Source organism: Desulfobacter sp. UBA2225, assembly GCF_002348205.1.
Lineage (GTDB): Bacteria > Desulfobacterota > Desulfobacteria > Desulfobacterales > Desulfobacteraceae > Desulfobacter > Desulfobacter postgatei.
The window spans coordinates 249-23,366 of record NZ_DDYV01000102.1 but is presented as its reverse complement, the minus strand read 5'-3'; the positions used below and the strand labels follow the sequence as shown (position 1 = coordinate 23,366).

At 48.2% G+C, this 23,118-nt stretch carries 19 protein-coding genes; 6 read left to right on the top strand and 13 right to left on the bottom strand.

Annotation, left to right across the window (positions count from 1 at the left end):
- The 4 genes from B3D59_RS05430 to B3D59_RS05415 all read right to left on the bottom strand — a co-directional run.
- Positions 1–522, bottom strand: a 522-nt coding sequence (locus B3D59_RS05430) for an alpha-hydroxy-acid oxidizing protein (protein ID WP_286818268.1), incomplete at its 3' end; no start/stop codon positions are given.
- A gap of 23 nt (positions 523–545) precedes the next feature.
- The gene (locus B3D59_RS05425; RefSeq protein ID WP_286818266.1) at positions 546–1,403 is read right to left on the bottom strand and encodes a thiamine pyrophosphate-dependent enzyme; all 858 of its coding nucleotides are present in this window, start codon (positions 1,401–1,403) and stop codon (positions 546–548) included.
- Positions 1,403–2,260, bottom strand: a complete 858-nt coding sequence (locus tag B3D59_RS18290) for a transketolase C-terminal domain-containing protein (protein ID WP_349676870.1) — start codon at positions 2,258–2,260, stop codon at positions 1,403–1,405. Before B3D59_RS18290 ends, B3D59_RS05425 begins: the two co-directional genes overlap by 1 nt.
- A complete protein-coding gene (locus B3D59_RS05415) occupies positions 2,145–3,002 on the bottom strand; it encodes a 2-oxoacid:acceptor oxidoreductase family protein (protein ID WP_349676869.1) in 858 nt (285 codons plus the stop codon). Before B3D59_RS05415 ends, B3D59_RS18290 begins: the two co-directional genes overlap by 116 nt.
- A 350-nt stretch (positions 3,003–3,352) precedes the next feature.
- Here B3D59_RS05415 and B3D59_RS05410 point away from each other — a divergent pair, with 350 nt between their 5' ends.
- The gene (locus tag B3D59_RS05410) at positions 3,353–3,928 is read left to right on the top strand and encodes an alpha-glucosidase C-terminal domain-containing protein (RefSeq protein ID WP_286818264.1); all 576 of its coding nucleotides are present in this window, start codon (positions 3,353–3,355) and stop codon (positions 3,926–3,928) included.
- An 81-nt stretch (positions 3,929–4,009) separates the two neighbouring features.
- Here B3D59_RS05410 and B3D59_RS05405 read toward each other — a convergent pair whose 3' ends face one another.
- The 3 genes from B3D59_RS05405 to B3D59_RS05395 are packed head-to-tail and all read right to left on the bottom strand — an operon-like array spanning position 4,010 to position 7,036.
- Complete coding sequence (locus tag B3D59_RS05405; RefSeq protein ID WP_286818263.1) at positions 4,010–5,017, bottom strand: electron transfer flavoprotein subunit alpha/FixB family protein; 1,008 nt, start codon at positions 5,015–5,017, stop codon at positions 4,010–4,012.
- Between the two features lie 8 nt (positions 5,018–5,025).
- Positions 5,026–5,871 carry an electron transfer flavoprotein subunit beta/FixA family protein gene (locus B3D59_RS05400; RefSeq protein WP_286818262.1) on the bottom strand — a complete coding sequence of 282 codons (846 nt, stop codon included), beginning with the start codon at positions 5,869–5,871 and terminating at the stop codon, positions 5,026–5,028.
- A 16-nt stretch (positions 5,872–5,887) separates the two neighbouring features.
- The gene (locus B3D59_RS05395; RefSeq protein ID WP_286818260.1) at positions 5,888–7,036 is read right to left on the bottom strand and encodes an acyl-CoA dehydrogenase family protein; all 1,149 of its coding nucleotides are present in this window, start codon (positions 7,034–7,036) and stop codon (positions 5,888–5,890) included.
- Positions 7,037–7,552: 516 nt separating this feature from the next.
- On the opposite strand from B3D59_RS05395, the gene B3D59_RS05390 reads away from it, so the two are divergent.
- On the top strand, positions 7,553–8,818 hold the full coding sequence (locus B3D59_RS05390) for a radical SAM protein (protein ID WP_286818259.1): 1,266 nt from the start codon (positions 7,553–7,555) through the stop codon (positions 8,816–8,818).
- Between the two features lie 199 nt (positions 8,819–9,017).
- A complete protein-coding gene (locus B3D59_RS05385) occupies positions 9,018–9,827 on the top strand; it encodes a hypothetical protein (protein ID WP_286818257.1) in 810 nt (269 codons plus the stop codon).
- Positions 9,828–10,337: 510 nt separating this feature from the next.
- On the opposite strand, the gene ahcY is transcribed toward B3D59_RS05385, so the two are convergent.
- Both ahcY and metK read right to left on the bottom strand, forming a co-directional pair.
- A complete protein-coding gene (gene ahcY, locus B3D59_RS05380; protein ID WP_286818256.1) occupies positions 10,338–11,780 on the bottom strand; it encodes an adenosylhomocysteinase in 1,443 nt (480 codons plus the stop codon).
- A 21-nt stretch (positions 11,781–11,801) separates the two neighbouring features.
- The gene (gene metK / locus B3D59_RS05375; RefSeq protein ID WP_286818254.1) at positions 11,802–12,974 is read right to left on the bottom strand and encodes a methionine adenosyltransferase; all 1,173 of its coding nucleotides are present in this window, start codon (positions 12,972–12,974) and stop codon (positions 11,802–11,804) included.
- A 298-nt stretch (positions 12,975–13,272) separates the two neighbouring features.
- Here metK and B3D59_RS05370 point away from each other — a divergent pair, with 298 nt between their 5' ends.
- Complete coding sequence (locus tag B3D59_RS05370) at positions 13,273–14,265, top strand: adenosine kinase (RefSeq protein WP_286818253.1); 993 nt, start codon at positions 13,273–13,275, stop codon at positions 14,263–14,265.
- A gap of 80 nt (positions 14,266–14,345) precedes the next feature.
- Here the strand turns inward: B3D59_RS05370 and lon are convergent, their stop codons facing one another.
- The gene (gene lon / locus B3D59_RS05365; protein WP_286818252.1) at positions 14,346–16,751 is read right to left on the bottom strand and encodes an endopeptidase La; all 2,406 of its coding nucleotides are present in this window, start codon (positions 16,749–16,751) and stop codon (positions 14,346–14,348) included.
- 216 nt (positions 16,752–16,967) lie between these two features.
- On the opposite strand from lon, the gene B3D59_RS05360 reads away from it, so the two are divergent.
- Positions 16,968–17,375 carry a metal-dependent transcriptional regulator gene (locus B3D59_RS05360; protein WP_286818251.1) on the top strand — a complete coding sequence of 136 codons (408 nt, stop codon included), beginning with the start codon at positions 16,968–16,970 and terminating at the stop codon, positions 17,373–17,375.
- A 2-nt stretch (positions 17,376–17,377) separates the two neighbouring features.
- Here the strand turns inward: B3D59_RS05360 and B3D59_RS05355 are convergent, their stop codons facing one another.
- From B3D59_RS05355 to B3D59_RS05345, 3 genes are read right to left on the bottom strand one after another with little or no spacing between them, the layout of a single operon-like run.
- On the bottom strand, positions 17,378–20,575 hold the full coding sequence (locus tag B3D59_RS05355) for an efflux RND transporter permease subunit (RefSeq protein WP_286818250.1): 3,198 nt from the start codon (positions 20,573–20,575) through the stop codon (positions 17,378–17,380).
- Positions 20,576–21,850: an efflux RND transporter periplasmic adaptor subunit gene (locus tag B3D59_RS05350; RefSeq protein WP_286818249.1), complete on the bottom strand. Its 1,275-nt coding sequence runs from the start codon at positions 21,848–21,850 to the stop codon at positions 20,576–20,578.
- A 53-nt stretch (positions 21,851–21,903) separates the two neighbouring features.
- The gene (locus B3D59_RS05345; RefSeq protein ID WP_286818247.1) at positions 21,904–22,335 is read right to left on the bottom strand and encodes a YebG family protein; all 432 of its coding nucleotides are present in this window, start codon (positions 22,333–22,335) and stop codon (positions 21,904–21,906) included.
- 340 nt (positions 22,336–22,675) lie between these two features.
- Here B3D59_RS05345 and B3D59_RS05340 point away from each other — a divergent pair, with 340 nt between their 5' ends.
- Positions 22,676–22,969, top strand: a complete 294-nt coding sequence (locus B3D59_RS05340) for a hypothetical protein (RefSeq protein ID WP_286818245.1) — start codon at positions 22,676–22,678, stop codon at positions 22,967–22,969.
- Positions 22,970–23,118 lie beyond the last annotated feature (149 nt).

Below are 23,118 nucleotides of genomic sequence, written 5' to 3'. Positions count from 1 at the left end.
ATCCGGGGCTGTAAAGGTGTCTCCCCGCCAGGCCATGGTGCCGGCATCTTTACAGCCCCGGATCGTGGCCCTGCAGAAATCTTCTTCACTGATGGCATTGCCGTAGCGTTCGGCACCTGCCGTGGAGGCGCCCATGACCGGAAAATCAAGCTTTGTGCCTAAAAATGTGCAGGAGGTGTCAGGTTCGGTATGTTCCCCCACCACCCGTAATTTCAGACGCACGGCCTCAAGGGCTGCAACATTTCCCCGAAAGGAGAATCCCGCCCCGGCACCGCCGAATCCAATGGGTTTGCCATAGGCCTCTTTCTGGCAGAGTTTATCAAAGTTACCGTCACAGGCGGGGTAGGCGGCACAAAACCCTTTAAGATTTTTTCTTGCCCTGTCCCGGACCGCTTCAAGGGTTTCGGGAACGGTTTCCTTGTCAAGAATAACGCGGTTGTCCGCCCCGCAAGAACTGCACTGTCCGGGGACTTCTTCCTGGTCCATAGTCGTAAAGCACATGGTGCATTGCCAGATCGTCATATTAAATGAAATCTCCTTTTTTACTATAGGTTTTTTAAAAGCGTATCTGCCATCACCTTGCCGTCATATTTATGTGAGGCAAGGGATTGGACCTTAAGATTGGGAACCCGTTCGTGGAATGGTGTACCGGCAGACTCATACAACACGCCTATAGGAAGACTGTTTTCCCACTCCTGGGCCAGCTGAAATGCCTTTGCAAGATCCTGGGGATCATGGTCCGTATCGTCCAATTTGTACGCCCGTTCTTTATACCAGCTCAGGGTGTTTATTTTATTGAAAGAGACACATGGCTGTAAAATATCCACCAAAGCAAAGCCTTTGTAATTCATGGCTTTAACGATCAGTTCCGTCAAGTGTTCGGGTTCACCGGACAACCCCCGTGCCACAAAACACGCTCCGGCGGCCAGGGCAATGGCCAGGGCAGAAAATTGAGATGAGGGGGTTCCGTTGTTCTGCAGTTTTGTAACCATACCCAGACTTGATGTGGGAGAGGCCTGCCCCTTGGTCAACCCGTAAATCTGGTTGTTGTGTACCAGAAGCGTCATGTCGAGATTTCGCCTGATGGCCGCAAGAAAGTGGTTTCCGCCTTCCCCATAACAGTCGCCGTCCCCACAGCTGACCACCACCGTAAGATCATTATTGGCAATCTTTGTCCCGGTTGCCAGGGGCAGCGCCCTGCCGTGAAGCCCATGAAACATGTTGCATTTAAGAAAATGGGGTGTTTTTCCGGCCTGGCCGATACCGGAAATCAATGTGAGTTTTTCAGGCGGAATCTGTTGCTGGGCAAAGGCCTCTTTCATGGCGGCAAGAATCTGGAAATTGCCACATCCGGGGCACCATTTATTTTCGTAATTGCAATCGTAGTCTTTTGACGTAATCATTATTTCACAAGCTCCTTTGCCTTTTGAACAATATAGTCCGGGAAAAAAGGTCTGCCGTCATATTTGAGAATGGTGTCAAAGGCAGAGATGCGGGCCTCCTGGGCAAGCAGGCGGCCCAACTGGCCGGACGCATTTTGTTCGACCATGATCAGCTGCTTGCCGGTCAACGCTTTTTCGACGACCTGCCGGTCCATGGGCCACATGTCCTTGAATACCGCAGCCCCCACCTCTATGCCTTGTGCGTTCAGTCTTTCAACAGCTTCCAGAATATTTCCTTTTGTTGATCCCCACCCCACAAGAAAAACCGGGGCCGTGGGGTTCACCAGAATCGGAGGCGCCATCTCTTTAATCATGGCCGGCAACTTTGCAGCACGCTTCTGAGTCATGGCAATTCTGTTTGCGGCATTTTCACTGATATGCCCTTCGGGGTCATGTTCATTACCCGTGATCCGGACAAGCCCCGGACCGGAACAGGGAAGTCTCTGCGGGGAAACGCCGTCTTGTGCCGGTGCATACCTCAAATAGGGGTTATCGTCATCGCCGGAGTTGTTTTGCGCATAAAAGCGTTCAATTTCAGGATCTACCGTGAGCGTATTGACCTCTGTCATCCTGAAATCGGCCAGGAACTGGTCAAGCAGTAGAATGGCCGGGACCTGGTATTTTTCAGACAGATGAAAAGCCCGCTTCATGGTCTCATAGGTCTCAACAGGTGTGCCTGGGGCAAAAACAAACCGTGGAAAGTCATCCTGGGATGCGTGGATGGAAAAAAGCAGATCCGCCTGGCCGGTCCGGGTGGGAAGCCCTGTGGCAGGCCCGGGACGCTGGGCATTGAGGATCACCAGCGGCGTTTCCGTCATNNGCGGCAATCTCATCTTCTGCCTGCTCAACAACAACGGGAAGTTTTTTAGTATAGGAAACCACATTGGTGATCACCCCTGTGGCCGGACTCATGGGGTAAAATGGAAAAAACCGGCAGTCGGCAGCCAGCGCGCCCAGGGCCGCGGCCTTGGCCCCGCTGAGAACAACAATATTGCTCTTTTTCGCCTCCCATGTGAACCCGGTGTCCAGGCTTAAGCCTTTGGCGGCATCAAAGCCTTTTTGGGCCGCGGCCATATTCAGCGATACGATTTTATCGCCCTTGCCGGCAAATCGCTTTTTCAAAATGTCAGCCAGCACACTGAAAGGCGTACCGAGCATAGAAAGCACGGCACCTGCGGCCACAGTATTGGCCGTGATTTTTCCCCCGGCCTCTTCTGCCAGTTTTTTCAAGGGGATGTCAAAACGTGTCTTGTCTTCTGTTCCGGCTTTATCTGCATTGACAATGACAATCCCGCCGGAACGTAACTCTTGTTTATGTAAGTCATAGGCATCCTTGTTTATGCAGACAAGGATATCAAGCCTGTTGCCGGGAGCGGCAACTTCCTTGTCGCTGATCCGCAGCAGATTAAAATTGTGCCCCCCCCTGACTCTTGATTCAAAATCATCTACTGAGAAGGTGAACAAACCACTGTGGTGACACACTTCGGAAAGCAGATCGCCAATGGTTTGGATACCCTCTCCCGCCGCTCCTGCAATTTTTAGTGTTACATCAGTTTTCATGGATAATGGATATTCCTTATGTTGAATGGTTGACAAGTTCTATTATTGACCTAATTTTTCATAAAATCCATCATTAAATAAATGAGAACAATGCGGCAGAAGCATTCACCGCATTCCGCAGTATGAAGAAATACCCCAAATCAATTAACGCCTCAGAATTATTTGTGACTTTAAATATTTATATCGATTTCCTTAATTGTTATAGTTGCTGTTAGCGCTTCAACCATAACTCAGGAAATGAATTTTTCCAGTCTATTTCATCGCTCCCCGACCCAGTCCCCCAAATCCGTTATAATCAGAAAAAAAACAATGACGCCCGTATTTCAGGAACATTAACTTCATTAATCGGGTTGGAGAAAGCCCTGGAGGAAAATGACCCGGAAAAAATTGACATCATTATTCAGCACATTCTTCTGTTGCATAGTATTATTTTCTCTTTTGGCGGAATTCCACTGATCTATTACGGAGATGAGCTTGGCACAATTAACGACTATTCCTATATTGAAGACATCAGCAAAGCCAATGACAGCCGGTGGGCGCACCGTCATAGAATCGACTGGGAACAAGCCATGCGTCGCAAACAACGTGGTACGGTTGAATATAAGATATTTAACGCATTAAAAAAGATGATCGCCGTTCGTAAAAAGGTTTCTGAATTTTCAGATTTTAACAACCGGAAACTGCTGGAGATCAGCAATCCCGAACTGCTGGCCTATGTTCGTTTTAATATCAAAACCCGGAAGAGTGTTTTGGTTGTGGGAAATTTTGACGCACATCCTCAATATCTGAACCTGTTTGAACTTGAAACCCAGGGATTCCAGATGGGCGAACACATAAGAGACCTATACTCTGGAAATACCCCAACCCTGTTCAAGGATCAGCTGGTACTTCCCCCATACCGATTTTACTGGCTGGCCGGCAATTGAGCACCAACCAGGCTATACCCAGCCCAAAACCAAAGTTGAAATACCTATGTTGGTTACACAAACGTTCTTATAAAAAGACGATCAGTCCCTTATCTTCTCTTTCAGTGCCCGGATAATCCCGGAGCAGACCTGGTTGGCATCCGCCACGATGGCCACATCCGCAAGTTTCATCATCATGGCATTGGGATTTTTGTTCACAGCCACAATAAAATCGGCATCCATGAGCGCGGCCGTGTGCTGGATGGCCCCGGAGACCCCGAATGAGAAGAGCACCTTGGGCCGGATATGCTTGCCGGCCTGACCTACCAGGGCTTCGTGACCCACCCATCCCGCATGGACAACAGGGCGTGTGGCCCCGACCTCGGCATTGAGCAGCCCTGCCAGCTCAAACAGTTTTTTAAATTTACCCTTGGACCCCATGCCTCTGCCGCCGGTAATTACAATTTCCGCCTTTTCAATGCCCAGGGCTTTGGCAGGCCGGTATTCCGAATGGGTGCAGCGAACTCGCTCGGTGGGCAGATCTTCGGGCAGATCCAGAGTAAGCACCTCGCCCTGGGCCGTATTATCGTGGGGCAGTTCATGGAAGGTGCCGGGTCGCACCGTTGCCATCTGGGGCCGGGCTTTGGGCGTGAGTATCCGTGCAATGAGGTTGCCCCCAAAGGATGGCGCAATCTGAACAAGCAGTCCATTATCGTCTATATCAAGATCAATGCAGTCTGCGGTAAGACCGGTGTCCAGGTGTTTTGCCACCCGGGGTGCCACTTCCTGACCAAACCGGGTGGCCCCGATCAAAATAATATCCGGATTCATCTCCCGGGCCAGCCCTATCAAAAGGTTGGTAAAGGTCTCAATGCCATAGGATTTAAGCCTTGGATGATCAATCACATAAACCCGGTCCGCACCATGGGCAATATATTCCCTGGCATATTCATCCACATCATGGCCAAAAACCACGCCGCACACCCGGCCGCCGGTCTTTCCGGCAAGCGCCCTGGCCCTTGCCAGGATCTGAAGCGTGACCCGGTTTTTAAAATAGTTGCGATAGTCCCCAAGCACCCAGATATCTTTGCCGGTTGATTTTTTTGACATGTGCGTCCTCATTCCTTTTTCAAATCTTTGCCCATGGCTGAACTGATAATTTTTCCATAATCCGTAAAGAGCTGATCCACCACGGTTTTAGCGGCGCCTTTGAGCACCCGGCTCTCTTTTTGGGTGGCAGGCGAAAACACATCCAGAATACGGGTGGGCGAATCCTCCAGGGCATTGAAATCGCTGTCCAGTTCAAGGCGATCGGCATCCACAACATCAATTTTGGGAGAGACAAAGGCCAGGGCCACGCCGGCAAGTCCTGCATAACGGGGAACAAATGCGCCCTGGTCAATGGTGACAAGGCCCGGCAGATCCATCTCCAGGGTTTCCATAAAATCATCTACCAGCCGGGTGACAATCAGCGAACGTTGGCTCAACCGGATATCCGATGCCCAGCCGATGGCCGGAAAATCCAGTTCACAGGCCAACTGAGGGCCGACCTGCGCCGTTTCACTGTCACTGGTCTGGGAACCGCACAGCACAAGACCTGTATCCGGCTTAAACATCTTTATATACCGGCCAAGAATAAAAGAGGTAAGGTTGGTATCGGCCCCGGCCATTTTTCGGTCCGTAAGCAGTACACCGTGGTCTGCACCCAGGGACACGGCCTGGTGAAGTACCTCCTCGGCCATGGACGGCCCCATGGTCAGTGCGGTTACCCGAATCCGGCGATCCTCTGACTGCCCTATCCTTTGCAGGCGAAGCCCGGCTTCAAGGGCAAGGCGTGAGGCCGGGTCCATCATGCCCTGGGCAAGCTCCCGTTTCAGGGTGCCGGTTTTGGCGTTCCAGGGCAGTTCGGACACCATGGGCACCTGTTTGATACATACGATGATATCAAGTGTATTATTTTCCATAGCTGCGTTTTCTTCCTTAACTGGGCCGGGTAATCAGATGCCTTGCGATAACCATCTTCTGCACTTCACTGGTGCCTTCGTAGATCTGGGTCACCTTGGCTTCCCTGAAATAACGTTCCACATCATATTCCCTGGAATATCCGTATCCGCCGTGGATCTGGACGGCCAGATCCGTCACCGTCCGTGCCGTTTCACTGCAGGAGAGCTTGGCCATGGCCGATTGGGCCCCAAAATCTCCCCCCCTGTCCTTGGCTGCGGCAGCCCGGTACAACAGCAGGCGCGATGACTCAATGGATGTGGCCATATCTGCCAGATAATTCTGAATGGTTTGAAATTTTGTCAACGGGCTGTTGAACTGCTGGCGCTCCTTGGCATAACGCAATGCTGCTTCAAATGCGGCCTGGGCAATGCCTAACGCCTGGGCCGCAATACCGATACGGCCGGTATCCAGGGCAGTCAAACCGATTTTCAGGCCCTGGCCCGGTTTGCCCAGAAGATTGGTTTGAGGTATCCGGCAGTCTTCAAAAAACAGGGAAGAGACCGGATTGGCCCGCATACCGCATAAATCCTCTATTTCACCCACACTGAATCCGGGACGCGTCTTTTCCACAATAAAGACATTGGGCCGGGAGGGTCCCTGTGGATCGGCGTTCACGGCAAACACCAGAACCACATCGCACACCCCGCCGTTGGTGACAAAAATCTTGGTGCCGTTGATGGTATATCCGTCACCGGTCTTTGTTGCCGTGGTCTCTACCCCACCGGCATCGGAACCGGCATTGGCTTCGGTCAGGCAGAATGCACCGATATGCTTTCCTGCAGCCATGTCCGGGACAAAACGGGCGATCTGTTCCTCGGTGCCAAATCTTAAAATAGGGTATAGCCCCACGCTGTTGTGAACAGAGACGCAAAGCCCGAGTGCCGCGCACACCCGGGATAACTCCTCGATCACAATGGCATAGGAAATGGTGTCAAGACCGGCTCCGCCTAAAGACGGCGGCACCTGGAGGCCAAAATAATTCAAAGGCCCCATCTTTTCAATAATTTCAGTTGGGAAGCGCCCTTCCCTGTCCAGGCTTGCGGCATGGGGTCCGATCTCATTTTCAGCAAATTCCCGCACCGTTTTTCTGACCACCTGATGTTTCATACAGGGGTTAAAATCCATAGCATCACGCCTTTTATCTTCTTAAGGGGAAATAACCCGTAAAAGTAATATAATTCCATAGGTAGGACAGGACTATACCCCATCTGGGCACATTTTCAAGTTTTTAAAAATGAAAGCAGCGCAAAAGAAAAAATGCCCTTGGTCATATTTTAGGCCATCCGAATTTTTGGTAGGTTGGGTTGAGGAACGAAACCCAACGCCGATAATTTGTTGGGTTTCACTTCGTTCAAACCAACCTACGCTGTGGCCGATGTTATGCCAAGCCCGAAAAAATATTATTCGAAATTGTAATAAATAAGCGGGCCCATTCTGACACCACACCACGAAATTACACCCATTCTTTCGAATCTATCCCGCTGCCATACTTTTTTTCCATGTATTTCCGGAGTCTTTTGTCATTCTTTCCAATTTTATTATTTGTTGGCATTTTTATTGCTTTAATGAACTAATTATTGTTTCCAGGCACGATGCTCCGCTTGTCGGCAACCTTTATATCTTAACGAATAGGAGAAAAAAATGAATATATCCAACCACCCATGTTTCAATGTCAAGGTAAAAGGTGTTTGCGGACGAGTCCACCTGCCTGTTGCACCAAGATGTAATATTCAATGTAATTACTGCGATCGAAAACACGACTGTATCGATGAAACCCGTCCAGGAGTAACCGCTGCAATCCTGAAGCCGAGTCAGGCTATGACCTATCTCAAATATGTAATTGAACAAGCGAAAGACATTTCTGTCGTGGGAATTGTAGGACCGGGCGACCCCTTTGCCAATCCCGATGAAACCATGGAAACGCTTCGGTTAGTACAAAGGCAATACCCCGAAATGATTCGTTGCGTGACCACAAACGGTTTGGGTATCGGCCCGTATATTGATGAGCTGGCCGCGATGAATATCAGCCATGTCACCATCTCCCTAAATGCAATTGATCCTGAAATTGGATCAAAATTGTATTCCTTTGTTCGTTACGGCAAGAGAACCCTAGGCCCCAAACCCGGCTTCGAGGTTTTGCTGGAAAAGCAGCTTGAGGCAATCATCCGCCTTAAAGAAAAGAATATCATCACCAAGGTCAACACCGTCATTATACCGGGGATCAATGATGACCATATTGAAACGGTCGCCGAAAAAATGGCCCAACTGAAGGTAGACATCCACAACTGCATCCCCTTTTATCCAAATAAGGGGTCCAATTTTGCAAATTTGCCGGAACCATCTGATTCAGCAGTGGAGAATATTCGAAAAAAGGCGGAAAAATACATCCCCCAAATGTACCATTGCGAACGCTGCCGTGCAGATGCCGTAGGCCTTCTGGGGGAGCGCAATAGCCGCAAAATAATTAGAAAACTGCAGGAATGCGCCGAAATGCCGGAGATTTACGGTGATGACCGACCGTATGTGGCAGTCGCCAGCGTTGACGGCCGACTGGTCAATCAACACCTCGGAAAAGCGGAAGATTTATTAATCTATGGTCAAAAAGACAATGGCGGCGTTTATTTTATCGAAGCCCGAAAGACACCCAAACCCGGCGGTGGCACACAGCGTTGGGAGGACTTAAGCAATATGCTCAGTGATTGCAGGGCATTGATGGTCACCGGACTCGGCGACAGCCCTCGCCGTATACTCAAACAAAAGAAAATCGATATTCTAGAATTGGACGGAACAATCATAGAGGCTGCCGAAGCCGTTTTCGAGGGACACAGCAGGGACTTTATGCTCCAACGAGATGTCAAGGCATGCAACAAAAAGAACCCCATGGCCGGCATGGGGAGTGGATTTTGATCCATCCATGGCATAAATATGTCAAAAGAGGTCTATAGACCCGAAAAAATATAAAGAAAAGAGGTTTAACGTGGAAACACTGAAGACAAAATATGGCGAGACAAACGGCTATCAGAATCTGGAAAAATACGCATCGGGCAATCCCGCGTCCCTGATTTTTACCGAACGATTTGAGATTAAAACACCCGTGGGGGTGATTGTGCCCCAGTATTCAGTAGATGATCATGGAAGACGGGTATTAAAACCGGTTAACTTTTATGATAATGGAAATATAAAAAAAGCTCCTCTTCAAGAGGCGGCGACCATTGAAACCAAATACGGAAAAATATCCGCGGAACTGGTCATGTTTTATAATAATGAATTATTGAAAAAACTTTTTCCCCTTAATGGCAAGCTAAGCGGTTATTGGGGAGAGAAAGACGAGTATACCCTGGCCAAAGAGCTTGAGTTAAAGCTGCCCTGTGGCACAGTTAAAGCGAAGATAATTAATATCGTCTTTTATGAAAACGGCAATATTAAAAGCATCACCTTCTGGCCGCAGGAGACTGTTGAAGCAAAAACACCCATAGGTACAATGCGTATTAGAGTTGGCATTTCATTTTATGAAGACGGTTCCATAAAATCGGCTGAACCGGCTGAGCCTTATACTGTTGAAACAAAAATTGGAAAAATATCAGCTTTTGATAATGACCCGGAAGGCATTATGGGGGATATCAACTCTTTGCAGTTTAACAACCAAGGAGAAGTAACAGCGCTAAGCACCACCCAAAATGCCGTAATATTAAGAAACGAAGCAGGTGGAGAGGTCAGATATACCCCTTATCAAAAAGAGAGTCTTTGTTCCGAGAACGTAGCGGTAACCATTCCACTCCAAATTGAATTTACAAATGAAACGGTCCGTTTTAACCATAGTGCTTGCGAGGAGTATAATTTGTCGGAATGCTCATTCGAAGTAATCGAATATGGGAAAAAAGCGGCAAACCCCTTTTTTATATGTAATTGTAATTAGATCCCTCACCACATTAACCGTAAGGGGATTGAGCATCCCAAGCCTTCCTAAAACCAAAAAAGGCTGCCGGGTTTCGGCAGCCTTTTTCGGAAAAGGAAAAAAAGGAAAAAAAGATGAATTTGTTCTCAATCTTAATTATAAATAGTATATAGCAATTGATGTGCCACCATCCCAACAAACTTCGCTTAAAAAAACAACGTACTGTTTTTAATTATTATTTTATATAGAAAAATCATCCCATGGCATTTTTACACGATAGATAAAGTAACCTTGAACATCTTTCAGCAGGGAAAAGTTCATTTTTTTGAACATGCACACAGCATAGTATTAAAATTAAAAACACAACACATTAATAATTAAAACAAAAACATCAATTCACGTTCTTGAATCATATTTTCAGGCCGGGTTCATTATTTTGAACACCAAGAACAATGAATCCGTTTCAACACGCAACAAGGCGGCTCTTTTACAAAAGCCGCCTTGTTTATATGATTTCCGGACAGGTACCGGCTAATACCGGTAATGATCCGGCTTGAACGGGCCATTAATAGGCACACCGATATAATCGGCCTGTTCCTGGGTCAGCTTTGTCAAATTAACAGACAAATTTTTCAGGTGTAGTCTTGCCACCTCCTCGTCCAATTCCTTGGGCAGGGTATATACTTTTTTCTCCAGGTCTTCCTGGGCCAGTTTGATCTGAGCCATGGTCTGGTTTGAAAAACTGTTGCTCATGACAAAACTGGGATGCCCCGTGGCACAGCCAAGATTCACCAGGCGCCCTTCAGCCAGAACAATGACCGAACGGCCAGACGGCAGTATCCACTTGTCCACCTGGGGCTTGATCGTAATCTTTTCAGCATTCGGATGGTTATCCAGAAAACTCATCTCTATCTCACTGTCAAAGTGCCCGATGTTACATATAATGGACTCATCTTTCATCTGTGCAATATGCTCACCTGTGATGACATGATAATTACCTGTGGCGGTAACAAAAATATCTCCCCGGGTTACCGCCTGGTCCATGGTGACCACCTCGAACCCCTCCATAGCAGCTTGAAGTGCGCAGATGGGATCGATTTCAGTGATGAGCACGATGGCACCATAGCCTTTCATGGAAGCAGCACATCCTTTGCCCACATCGCCGTATCCGGCAACGACCACGGTTTTGCCTGCAAGCATCACGTCTGTGGCCCGTTTGATACCATCGGCCAGTGATTCCCGGCAACCGTAAAGATTATCAAATTTGGACTTGGTCACTGAATCATTTACATTGATGGCCGGAAACAGCAACTCACCGGCGGAAGCAAGGTGGTATAACCGATGCACACCGGTGGTGGTCTCCTCGGAGACCCCCCGGATTTTTTTGGCAATATTGGTCCAACGCTGCTTATCCTGGTTATAACTTTCCCGCAGCCGGTCCATGAGGCAGCGCTCGTCCCCGCTGTTGGTATCCTTGTCAAGAATGGATGGATCCGCTTCAACCTTGGCCCCCTGATGAATAAATAAGGTAGCATCCCCGCCGTCGTCCACAATCAGGTCCGGGCCGGAGCCGTCCGGCCACGTCAGCGCCTGTTCCGTACACCACCAGAATTCTTCAAGGGTTTCCCCCTTCCATGCAAATACAGCAGCCGTACCCTTGTCGGCAATAGCCGCAGCTGCATGATCCTGGGTGGAAAAAATATTGCAGGTGGCCCAGCGCACATCAGCGCCCAGTTCATACAGGGTATCAATAAGCATGGCCGTTTGAATGGTCATGTGAAGGCTGCCCATTATTTTAAAGCCCTTAAGCGGTTTTTCATGGCCGTATTTTTCGCGGATGGCCATCAATCCGGGCATCTCTTTTTCGGACAGCTGCATATCTTTGTGTCCGTGTTCGGCCAGACCAATGTCCTTGACTTTATAGGGTAAAGACAAATCCAGCTTTATATATCCGTTATCTTGCTTCTGACTCATAAAAATTCCTTTTGCTGTAAATTATAACCCTGCAAGGGATCTGATCTGATCGGCTTTGACGGTTCTTTCCCAGTAAAAATCAGGGTCTTTGCGTCCAAAGTGTCCGTAGGCAGATGTTTTTCTGTAGATGGGACGAAGCAGATCAAGTTCTTTGATGATGCCGGCCGGCCGCAGGTCAAACACCTCTTGGACAATTTCACGGGCTTTGGCTTCTGAAATTTTTCCGGTTCCCATGAAATCCACCATCATGGATACAGGTTCGGCCACGCCGATGGCATAGGCAATCTGCACTTCGCATTTATCGGCAAGCCCTGCAGCAACCATATTTTTGGCCACATAGCGGCCCATATAGGAAGCGGAACGGTCAACCTTGGAAGGGTCTTTTCCTGAAAAACAGCCGCCGCCGTGGCTACCCTGGCCACCATAAGTGTCCACGATGATTTTACGTCCCGTCACACCACAGTCGCCCATGGGCCCCCCCACAACAAAACGGCCGGTGGGGTTGATGAAAAATCGGGTGTCACCGTCCATCATCTCTGCAGGAATTACCTTTTTAATAACCTCTTTAATTACAGCGACCTTAAGATCGTCATAGGAAATATCCGGTGAGTGCTGGGTCGAGACAACCACCGTGTCAACCCGTTTGGGCACACCGTCCACATATTCGATTGTTACCTGAGATTTTCCGTCGGGACGCAGAAAGTCAAGGGCGCCATTCTTCCGGACCTGTGCCAACCGCCTGGTCAGCTTATGGGCATAGATAATGGGCATGGGCATCAATTCTTCGGTCTCATTGGTGGCAAAACCGAACATCAGGCCCTGGTCGCCGGCACCCTGCTCCTTGTAAAGCCCGTCACCCTCATTTACCCCCTGGGCAATATCGGCACTCTGGTGGTCAATGCTGGTGATAACAGAACATGTCTGCCAGTCAAAACCCATATTGGAGGAGTTATAACCAATATCCTTGATGGTGGCCCTGACCACTTCGGGAATGTCCACATAGCACTCGGTTGTAATTTCACCGGCAACCATGACAAGCCCTGTTGTCACAAGTGTCTCACAGGCCACACGGCATTTTTTATCTTCGGCCATGATGGCATCAAGAATGCTGTCCGAGATGGCATCTGCCACCTTGTCAGGATGGCCTTCGGTCACAGACTCGGATGTAAACAGAAAAGATTTGTTTGCTGACATGATATCTCCTTACGCTTAATATGGGGGGGGGGTAATTTATTTATGCATGCGTGCGTGTTGGTATATAAAATTTCCCCGCTCCGGCGCTGCAAAATTTAAATATAGCAAAGCCAATGCGGGAAACATAAAAAGTTTTATATTAATGACACTTATCATTATCTTTGTCAATGGCATATAAATATGCATCAATATATCTTTATATTTGCATAAATATTACAAACACCTTGACAAGCGGGCCCGACTTTTTGATGATAACCGTCATTTTTAAAATAATTATATATAAAACTGGAGATAGATTATGCCTTCCAATACCATCACCGGAATCGGCTCTGCCTTAGTGGATGTCCTTATCAACGAGACCGATGAATTCTTACACAAACTTAACAAAGAAAAAGGCGGAATGACCTATGTAACGTCTGCTGAACAGCAGGACATCATATCAGCTTCGTCCCAGATACCGGTGATTGTACCCGGAGGGGCTGCCTGCAATACCATCCTGGGCGTGGGCAACCTCGGCGGTACAGCCAGGTTTATCGGGGCCCGGGGCGAAGATGAATACGGAGATATTTTTGAAGACAAGGTATGGGAATCCCACGTGGAACCCGTGCTTAGTTACTTTGACACCCCCACAGGCAAGGTGTTGTCCATTGTAACACCAGATGCCCAACGTTCCATGTTCACGGATCTTGGTGCATCAAGCCTGCTGGACCCTGCCGACGTTACCAGCCAAATGTTTTCAGACACGGCCATTGCCCTTGTGGAAGGCTATCTGCTGTTTAACCGCGACCTGATGATGGCCGCGGTCAAAGCGGCCAAAGCGGCAGGCACCCTGGTTGCCCTGGACCTGGCAAGCTTTGAGGTGGTCAATGCATCCCAAGATATTCTGCCGGATTTGGTCAAAGAATATGTGGATATCCTGATTGCCAACGAAGACGAGGCAAAGGCCTATACCGGGGAATCAGATGAAAGTGCCGCCCTTGAAAAACTATCTGTCAATGTTACATATGCCGTTCTAAAAGTGGGAAGCCGGGGCAGCTATATTTGGCATAACAACACCGTGACCCGCATTGAGCCGGTAAAAGGCAATGACCCCGTGGACACCACAGGGGCCGGAGATCTGTGGGCAGCCGGCTTTTTATACGGCATTGCCAACGGACTTTCCATTGAAAAAAGCGGCCGGTTAGGATCAATGTGCGGATACGAAGTGTGCCAGGTTATGGGGGCCCAGATTCCGGAACAGGTGTGGAAAAAAATCAGATCAACGATAGAAGAACACCCCCCATCAAAATGACAGGGTTTGTTTACAATCTGACCCGATCCCCCGGCAGGGGATCGGGTAAAAGTTGGTTAATAAAGATCAGGCTACTTCATCTATCCAAATACGATCTTATATACCTCTCTATATTTCTTCACAAAATGAAACTCAATGCCCTCTTTAATATGTTCGGGCAGTTTCTTAAAATCACTGACACACCCCTGGGGCAGGATGATCTCTTTGATACCCACCCGCCGGGCGGCAATGATTTTTTCCTTGATTCCACCCACGGGCAGAACATCGCCCGTAAGTGTAATCTCGCCGGTCATGGCCAATGGTCTTTCAATTTCACGCCCCGACGCCATGGACACGATGGCTGTGGCAATGGTGATGCCGGCACTTGGACCGTCCTTGGGTGTGGCCCCTTCGGGCACATGAATATGAATAAAGGCCTCATCAAAATAATTTTCACTGATGCCATAACTCTGTGATGAGGCTCGCACATGGGAAAGTGCAATGGAGGCGGACTCCTGCATCACGTCCCCAAGCTTTCCGGTTAGTTTGAACCCGGAGCCTTTTTCATGCACCTTCACCGCCTCAATGGACAACGTAGCACCCCCCATGGCAGTCCAGGCGAGGCCTGTCACAATGCCGGGACCTGTCATCTGTTTTTCAGGGGTAAATACAGGCGGTCCCAGCAGATCTTCCAAGGACTTGATGTTGATCTGGATCTTCTCCTGTTTCTCCTTTAAAATTTTGACAATGCTTTTGCGGATGATCTTGTTCAAAAGCTTTTCAAGGTTACGGACCCCAGCTTCCCGTGCATACCCTTCAATGAGATGCCGGATGGTGGGTTCGGTGATGGTGATGGTGGAGGCACTGAGCTTATTGCGTTTCAAAAGCTTGGGCCACAGATGCTTCCTTGCGATCTCCAACTTCTCGGAACTGATATACCCGCTCAAATTAATACGGTCCATACGGTCCAGCAAGGGAGGCGGGATGGTGTCCAGGGTGTTGGCCGTGCAGATGAACAGCACCTTGGACAGATCAATGCTAAGATCAAGATAATGATCCAAAAATGCTGAATTCTGTTCGGGATCCAGCACTTCCAGCAATGCCGAAGCAGGATCTCCCTGGTAGGATGCGCCTATTTTATCGACCTCATCAAGCATAATCACAGGGTTGGCTACGGCCGTATCTTTCAAAGCCTGGACCATTTTGCCGGGCAAAGCCCCCACATAGGTGCGCCGATGTCCCTTGATCTCGGCCTCGTCACGCATCCCCCCTAAAGAAAACCGATAAAACTTTCGGCCCAGGGCTTCGGCAATGGACTTTCCAATGGAGGTTTTTCCCACACCGGGCGGTCCCACAAACAAAATGATGGACCCTGAAATATCCTTTTTATACACGCCTGCGGCAAAAAACTCGATGATCCGCTCCTTAACATCGGAGAGCCCGGAATGATCCCGGTCAAGTACTTTTTCGGCCCGCTCTATATCAATATTATCTTCGGAATATACCCCCCAGGGAAAAGAGGTGACCCAGTCCAGATAATTACGGGTCACCCCGTATTCCGAAGACCCGGTTTCCAGCACAGAGAGCTTTTCAATTTCCTCGGCAAAGCGTTTGATCACATGTTCCGGCGGGTCAAGTTTTTCAAACCGCTCCTTGAACTTATCCACATCAGAGGTTTTATCATCCTTTTGAATGCCAAGCTCCTTCTGAATGGCCTTAAGCTGCTCTCTGAGAAAAAACTTGCGCTTGTTGTCATCGACCTTGGTATTGATGTCCTTTTGGATTTTTGTCTGCAGTTTGGCAATTTCAATCTCCTTTTGCAGAAGCATCATGACCTTTTTCATCCGGTCCAAAATGGATTCGGTTTCAAGAATATCCTGCAGATCATCCCCGGACGCCGTGGTAATACCGGCCGCAAAATCGGTCAAGGGCGAAGGCTGGTCCGGTGAAAAATGATTCAGGTATTGTTTGAGTTCTTCGGAATACAAAGGATTCAAGGACAAAAGCTGCCTAATATTTGAAATAATAGAAATGGCATAGGCCTTGACCGTATCCTCATCGTCCTTGGATTCAGGGAAATATTCCACCTCCGCCACAAAGGGGGGCTTGTCGGACAAAAATTTTTTAATTTTAAACCGCTCCAGGCCCTGGGCAATGAACTGCAGATTGCCCTGTACTTCCTGGACATTGAGCATGCGCACAACGCATCCAATCTTGGGAAAATCCTCTTTATATACGTACCCTCCCTTGACTTCACTGAAATAGCACAACCCTAAAAGCCCCTGGTTCTCCTTGGCTGATTTGGCCAATGTCTCTTCCCATCGCTTCTTGCTGACAACTAAAGGCTGTGCCTGAGCCGGCAGGTGGGGACGTCCGGTTATGGGCACAAGATACAAAAATTTAGGCTTGCTACTCTGGGTAACCAGCTCACCTTTATTTTCATTTTCATTTTCCTCTTCCTCTTCTGTTACAATCTCAGGCGTTATGGGTGTGGGATCATCGCTCATAAATTACCTCTATAATTAAAAGTTATTGATTACGGGTAAAAGCTGCAACAACATGTTCTATCATAGTATAATCAGATTTTACGGTCTGACAACACTTTAGGNNCGCAAAATGTAAGACTCTGCCTAATTTTTTTTTAAACTTTCAAAAAATATATTGATAAACTTATCAAGACGCTTCATTATAAGAAATGCTAAATTTCAACCGGAGGAAGATGAATGACAAAAGCAATTGACCTGTCCGAAAGCCTGGAAGACTACCTTGAAACCATACTTGAACTTCAAACGACCAATACGGTTGCCCGGTCAAAGGATATTGCCGAACGGCTTGACATCAAGCGCGGATCCGTCACCGGGATGCTCAAAAAACTGGCAGCCCAGGAACTGATCAATTATGAACCCTACGGCTATGTAACCCTGACACCCAAAGGTGAAAAAATAGCAAAAGAAATTGAAAAACGTCATATTATGTTAAAAGATTTTCTGATCCGTTTTGTCGGCGTGGAGGAACAAAAGGCTGATGACACTGCGTGCCGCATGGAGCATGCCATGGACACATCCACCTTTAAAAAATTCCAGGCCTTTATTCAAACCATGGACGACGGCCCCCACCGGGAAGACGATTAGTTTTAGGGTACATCCTGATCGCCTGTCACAAACAAGGTTAATTCACCGATCACCACATACAAGGCCGGTACAAAAATAAGTGTCAACGCCGTGGCTGCAACCAGGCCAAAACTCAAACTCACGGCCATAGGGATAAGAAACTTGGCCTGGAAGCTTGTTTCCGTTAAAAGCGGGGCAAGGCCTGCCACCGTGGTGAAGGAAGTCAAAATCACAGGGCGGAACCGGGTTTCACCGGACTTGACCACAGCCTCAAACACCTTTGTCCCCTTAGCAACTTCAACATTTATAAAATCAATGAGGATCAGGGAATCGTTAACCACAATACCGGACAAGGCCACAATTCCGAAAATCGAAATCATGGTAATATCCAGACCCATTACAAAATGTCCCACAACCGCCCCGATCAGGCCAAAGGGGATAGCGGTCATAATAATCAATGGCTGGTTGTAGGAGCGGAACTGGCTTGCTAAAAGCAGAAAGATAATCATGATTGCCACAACAAATCCTTTGATCAGGCTTTCCATGGACTCTTTGCTGCGCTTGGCCTGGCCTTCAAGGTCATAGGCAATCCCGGGAAAGCGCTTGATCATGTCAGGCAAAAATTTTTTACTTAAATCTTTGACAATATTCTGGGCATTGGCAGTGTCCTCATCAAGATCGGACGTCACGGTGATCACCCTGTGCCTGTCCACGCGCTTAATTGTCGCGTACCCCCTCTGGGTCTCAATGCGCGCCACCTGGTTCAAGGGGATTTCACGATTGTCCTTTGTCCGGATGCGAAGCCGGTCTATACTGGCTTCGGTCTCCCGTTCCTGCTTGGAATACCGGACCATGACCTTGACATCATCTTTTCCCCGCTGGATTTTAAGAACTTCATCACCATAATATCCCTGGCGAAGCTGGGTGGCGATGTCTGCCATGGTCACGCCTAAAGATTCGGCGCCCGGTTGGATATAGATCTGTTTTTCCATCTTTCCGGGCCTGAAATCATCGGTGATGTCAAAGGTGCCCGGATAGGATGCAATCTCCTCCTTAAGGGCCTGGGCTGCCGCTTCCATTTGGGAAAGCTCACTTCCGTGCAGACGGATCTCAATGGGATTTCCTCCGGGACCGCTGCCGATAATGGTAAATATAGACTGCTCCGTCCCCAGAATATCACCCGTGAATTCCCGCCATTTGCTTGTCACCTCCGAAGCCAGGATATCCGGACGCTTTGCAGACGGTAAAATCTCAATCCAGGCGATACCGCAATGCCCGCCCGATACCCCCTCTTTCCAGTCCCGTTGTGGTATAACCCCCACCAGGGAAAAGGTATTTACGATAAGATCTTTGTTGTCCTCAACCCGATCCCTGAAATAATCGTTGAGTTTAAAGGCCCCGGTTTCAATCTGTTTAATGGTTTTCTGGGTGGTATCAAAGGGGGTGCCCAAAGGGTAAACAATCTCCGAATACATCCAGTTGGAATCACTTTTGGGGAAAAAAGTGTACGGCACATGGCCGCCGGCAATCAGTCCTAAACTGATGATCAGACATCCTAGGCCCAGTACCAGAGTAAAATACCTATTTTTGACACAATAGCGCAGTATTGGAAGATACCAGGCATAGATGACATGATTCAGTCCTTTTTCCATCCGGATTCTCAGGGTGCTGTGAATATAGGCAACATCTGTTTTAAGCCAGTGGGCCCAGAAAAACAACTTCTTGTAAATCCTTGGCATACCGCCCCGCGCCGGTGAGTGGGACAGGGTGCTTTCCAGGTGTGCAGGCAGGATAAAAAAAGCTTCCAAAAGGGATATGAAAAGAATGCAAATCACGGACTGGGGCATGACAGCGATAAACTTTCCCATGATGCCGGTGATAAACATTAAAGGCGCAAACGCCACAATGGTTGTGGCCACAGCCATGACCACAGGTCCCCCCACCTGTTCCATGGCCGCCATGACAGCCTGCTTGGGTGTTTTTCCGGCAGAGTAATGGGTATAAACGTTCTCCCCCACAATAATGGCGTCATCCACAAGGATGCCCAGGGTCATGATAAATCCAAACAAAGAGAGCATATTCACTGACGCGCCAATGTATTCCAGAAAAAGAAACGCCCCCATAAAGGAGATAGGAATACCCGATGCCACCCAGAAGGCAAGGCCTAAATCCAGAAACAGGGCCAGCACCACAAACACCAGGATAATCCCCTGGGTTCCGTTTTTGAGCAAAAGATCAATGCGCTCCTGAACCATGTCCGCTATATTGTACCAGTACCCAAGACGTATCCCTTTGGGCAGATCATCCCGGGCATTATCAAGATAGGCAAGCACCCGGTTGGAGATGGCAATGGTATCCTGGGAATCGGTGCGTTTTACCACCACCATGGCAGCAGGTTGCCCGTTAAAACGGGATTGAAGGTCCAGATCCTCAAATCCGTCAACCACCCGGGCCACATCCCCGAGCCGGACCACAGTGCCGTCAGGCCTTGTCACCAGCGGAATCTGTTCATATTCAGCACCGGTATACCGTTTGCCCTTGGCCCGGATTAAAAATTCGCCACCACTGGTTTTGATCAGCCCGCCGGGCAATTCAAGGCTTCCCGAGCCCACGGCGCGCACCACATCATCAAAAGAGAGGGAAAAGTTGCGCAAATTTTCTTCTGAAATCTCCACGGAGATCTCATACTCCCGAACCCCCATGAGTTCTGCCAGCGATATTTCATCAAAACCCACCAGATCATCCCTGATTTTCTCGGCAGTCTGTTTAAGGGTTCGTTCGGCCACATCACCGTAAACAGCCACATAAATGGCCGGCTCATTGTTTTTGATCTCAACCACCACAGGATCTTCGGCCTGGGTGGGGAAAGAATCAATCAGGTCAATCTCTGTTCTGACTTCGTTAAGCTTGGCGGTAATGTCCGTGCCGGCATCCAGTTCCAGTACCACGCTGGCATGTCCTTCAACCGCCGTAGAATACATTGTTTTGATATTTTCAAGACTTTTGAGCTGTTCTTCAATTTTGATGCAGATACCTTCTTCCACATCCTCGGGGGAGGCACCCGGATAATCCACGGCAATACTGATCATATCCAAAGAGAACTGCGGGAACATCTCCCGCTTCATGTTCATGGCCGTAAACATCCCGGCCACAATCAGAAAGACCATGATCAGATTCACCGTAACCCGATGCTCCACCGACCATTTGCCAAGGGCCTTCATTTAGTTCTCCCCGGCCTTTTTAACCGTGATTGCCATACCGTCTAAAGCCCCGGGCAGGGGAGATTCAATGATCAGATCACCGGGGGTTAAGCCTTCTGTGATATAAACATCTTCTTCAAACCGCCGGATCACTTTGACCTTTTTAATCACGAGATGATTTGCCTTAGCCAGATACAGGGTATCCGGCGAGCGCATGAGTGTTCGTGGAATCTTAAACACATTTTCTTTTTGTTCCCCTTTGACACGGCACTTAACAAAGACACCGGGTCTGAGCAGCAGCAAAGGATCTTTAACATCCAGGCTACCAATTTCCACGGTCATGGGCATGGTCCGGGTTTTTTCGTCAATGGCGGCTTTAATTCTGACCACACGACCCGGCCACACCGGAGATCGTCCGCCTTCCAGATTGGCAATGGTTATAATCACTTGGGGCCGCCCCCCGTTTTCAAAAACAGAACCCAGCCATTGAAGTTCTTCAAGGTGAACGCGGATATCCACATCCAGGGCATCTTTTTCATACATCACCCCAAGCACCTGGCCCGGATTAACATATTCCCCGACCTGGACCTGTTTGGCCATCACAAAGCCATAAAAGCCTGCTTTAATTTCGGATTTTTCAAGCATCAGAGAAGCCGTTGCAAGTGCAGCCTGTGCCGAAGCCAGGGCTGATTTTTTCAAGGCCATCCGTGAGGGGACAAGTTCCTGGGCATTGGTGATTTTCTGCAACTGATTTTTCGCGGACAGATACTGTTGTTCCACCTTATCCAAACTGGTTTTGGATGCAAACTGATTTTCAGCCAGCGCCCTGACTCGCTCCAGCTCCTTGGCAGCCAGTTGAAGATTAGAGCGGGCAAGCCCGGCATCTGCCTTTAAATTCGATATTTCCTGTTCAAGCAGGCGGATATCGGCCCGGGCCTGATCCACAAGGACCCCGGCATTCCTTTCATTCAAGACAAGGGTGCGCTGGTCAATGCGCAAAAGGATCTCATCTTTATGAATACTTGCACCTTCACGGAAATCAGGATGGACATAATCAATCCGGCCTGCAATCTCCATGGCCAGCTTCACACTGTTTCGGGGCATAACCGTCCCAAAGGCTTCAACGATCATATCAGCACTGCCCGATACTGCCGGAACACATAACACCTTGGGAGGCGTATTAACCATTTCCTTTTTTTGGGGTTTTTCTTTAGAAACAAATAACCACAAAGCCACGCCCGCTGCAAACAGCACAACTGCAAGCACACGCATCAGCCTAAATAAAAAAGACGGCATAGGTATTTTCCTTTGGCCAAAAGCCGACACTTGGATTTAAAGAATTATCCCGTCTATCCACTCTTTTTTGAAGATGCCCCCTTTATGGGGGGAGCGGCCTGGGCCGCAGACTTGGCAACAGGCTTGACTTCAGGATCTGTGTTGGCTTCAGAGGTCTCGGCCTGTTTGGACGCAGGCTGTTTTGCAACGGCTTTGCCCCGGATTTTGGCAGTTTCCAAAGAAGAGGCGTTTTTTTTACGGTTATTTTCGGCTTTGGGGGAGACGCCCCTTAAAATGGGCATCACCTCATCGCGTTTTTCAGCCAACAAAAGGGAGATTTCTTCTTTGCGGGTTTCATCAAGAACGATATGGGAATTTTCAAGAAAATCAAACAAATTGTCGGCAATATCTAGCATCTTGTCATAGTCGTCTGCTTCTTTTTTTGTCGCGAATGTCATCTTTTTATCTCCATCCCTGACAACAATATATTGGACAATTACAGGCATTTTTTCTCCTTGAGAATAAAATTCTTTAACAAAGGAAAGCGGTTTATTTACACTTCTCTTTCATATAAAAAAAACAGGATTGGGTAAAGTTATTTTACTTTTGCCAGGGCAATCGGTTATGTTAAAACACATTTCACCAACAGTATGCATTGATTTCCAAATAACAAAAAAATTACCCAATAATTGGATAAAAAAGTATCGAAGACCACTCCCCCCTCACCCGCAGAAAATCATAACATCCTGTATAGAAATATTTTTCAATCATGGTACTTATATTGCATTTAGAACTATTTTAAGAATAAAAGATTTGAGATTTAAGCCAGGAGGTTAAAGAGGTCTCATGGAAATAACAAAAGAGCAAGTTGACCATATCTTTAAACAGTCCAAAAGCACGGAAGAAGCCTTGATTGCCCTTTATAAACTTATTCTGCCAGACTGGGAACAAATCAAAACATCAAAAGGTTTTCCGCTGATCGGTAAAGACGGTTGGCTGTATATCTGCGAATGTTTTATCAGATTAAGCAAACCTAAAGATAACGGTTTCCCGGGATTATGGCTTAACAACGGTTTTGACAGTAGCGATTATCTGCCAATGTGGACGGTTGATTTAAACCATTTTTATCCGACTTATTAAAACGAACCAGAGATGCATAAATCTCCTCTATCCGCGCTTTTGTCAACAAAAAAATGCGTTTTTTTATAAGAATGGCTGGGTAAGGTACTCAGATCTTTAAAGGCTTGTTGTGGGCTATGCCTGTCAGTTGATATGTCAGGTCAGCCCAT

Excerpts from the sequence above, each read along its gene's own strand:
- B3D59_RS05425 (WP_286818266.1), bottom strand. The coding sequence starts at position 1,403 with ATGATTACGTCAAAAGACTACGATTGCAATTACGAAAATAAATGGTGC.
- B3D59_RS18290 (WP_349676870.1), bottom strand. The coding sequence starts at position 2,260 with ATGACGGAAACGCCGCTGGTGATCCTCAATGCCCAGCGTCCCGGGCCT.
- B3D59_RS05405 (WP_286818263.1), bottom strand. The coding sequence starts at position 5,017 with ATGTCAAAAAAATCAACCGGCAAAGATATCTGGGTGCTTGGGGACTAT.
- B3D59_RS05400 (WP_286818262.1), bottom strand. The coding sequence starts at position 5,871 with ATGGAAAATAATACACTTGATATCATCGTATGTATCAAACAGGTGCCC.
- B3D59_RS05395 (WP_286818260.1), bottom strand. The coding sequence starts at position 7,036 with ATGGATTTTAACCCCTGTATGAAACATCAGGTGGTCAGAAAAACGGTG.
- B3D59_RS05390 (WP_286818259.1), top strand. The coding sequence starts at position 7,553 with ATGAATATATCCAACCACCCATGTTTCAATGTCAAGGTAAAAGGTGTT.
- ahcY (WP_286818256.1), bottom strand. The coding sequence starts at position 11,780 with ATGAGTCAGAAGCAAGATAACGGATATATAAAGCTGGATTTGTCTTTA.
- metK (WP_286818254.1), bottom strand. The coding sequence starts at position 12,974 with ATGTCAGCAAACAAATCTTTTCTGTTTACATCCGAGTCTGTGACCGAA.
- B3D59_RS05370 (WP_286818253.1), top strand. The coding sequence starts at position 13,273 with ATGCCTTCCAATACCATCACCGGAATCGGCTCTGCCTTAGTGGATGTC.
- lon (WP_286818252.1), bottom strand. The coding sequence starts at position 16,751 with ATGAGCGATGATCCCACACCCATAACGCCTGAGATTGTAACAGAAGAG.
- B3D59_RS05360 (WP_286818251.1), top strand. The coding sequence starts at position 16,968 with ATGACAAAAGCAATTGACCTGTCCGAAAGCCTGGAAGACTACCTTGAA.
- B3D59_RS05355 (WP_286818250.1), bottom strand. The coding sequence starts at position 20,575 with ATGAAGGCCCTTGGCAAATGGTCGGTGGAGCATCGGGTTACGGTGAAT.
- B3D59_RS05350 (WP_286818249.1), bottom strand. The coding sequence starts at position 21,850 with ATGCCGTCTTTTTTATTTAGGCTGATGCGTGTGCTTGCAGTTGTGCTG.
- B3D59_RS05345 (WP_286818247.1), bottom strand. The coding sequence starts at position 22,335 with ATGCCTGTAATTGTCCAATATATTGTTGTCAGGGATGGAGATAAAAAG.
- B3D59_RS05340 (WP_286818245.1), top strand. The coding sequence starts at position 22,676 with ATGGAAATAACAAAAGAGCAAGTTGACCATATCTTTAAACAGTCCAAA.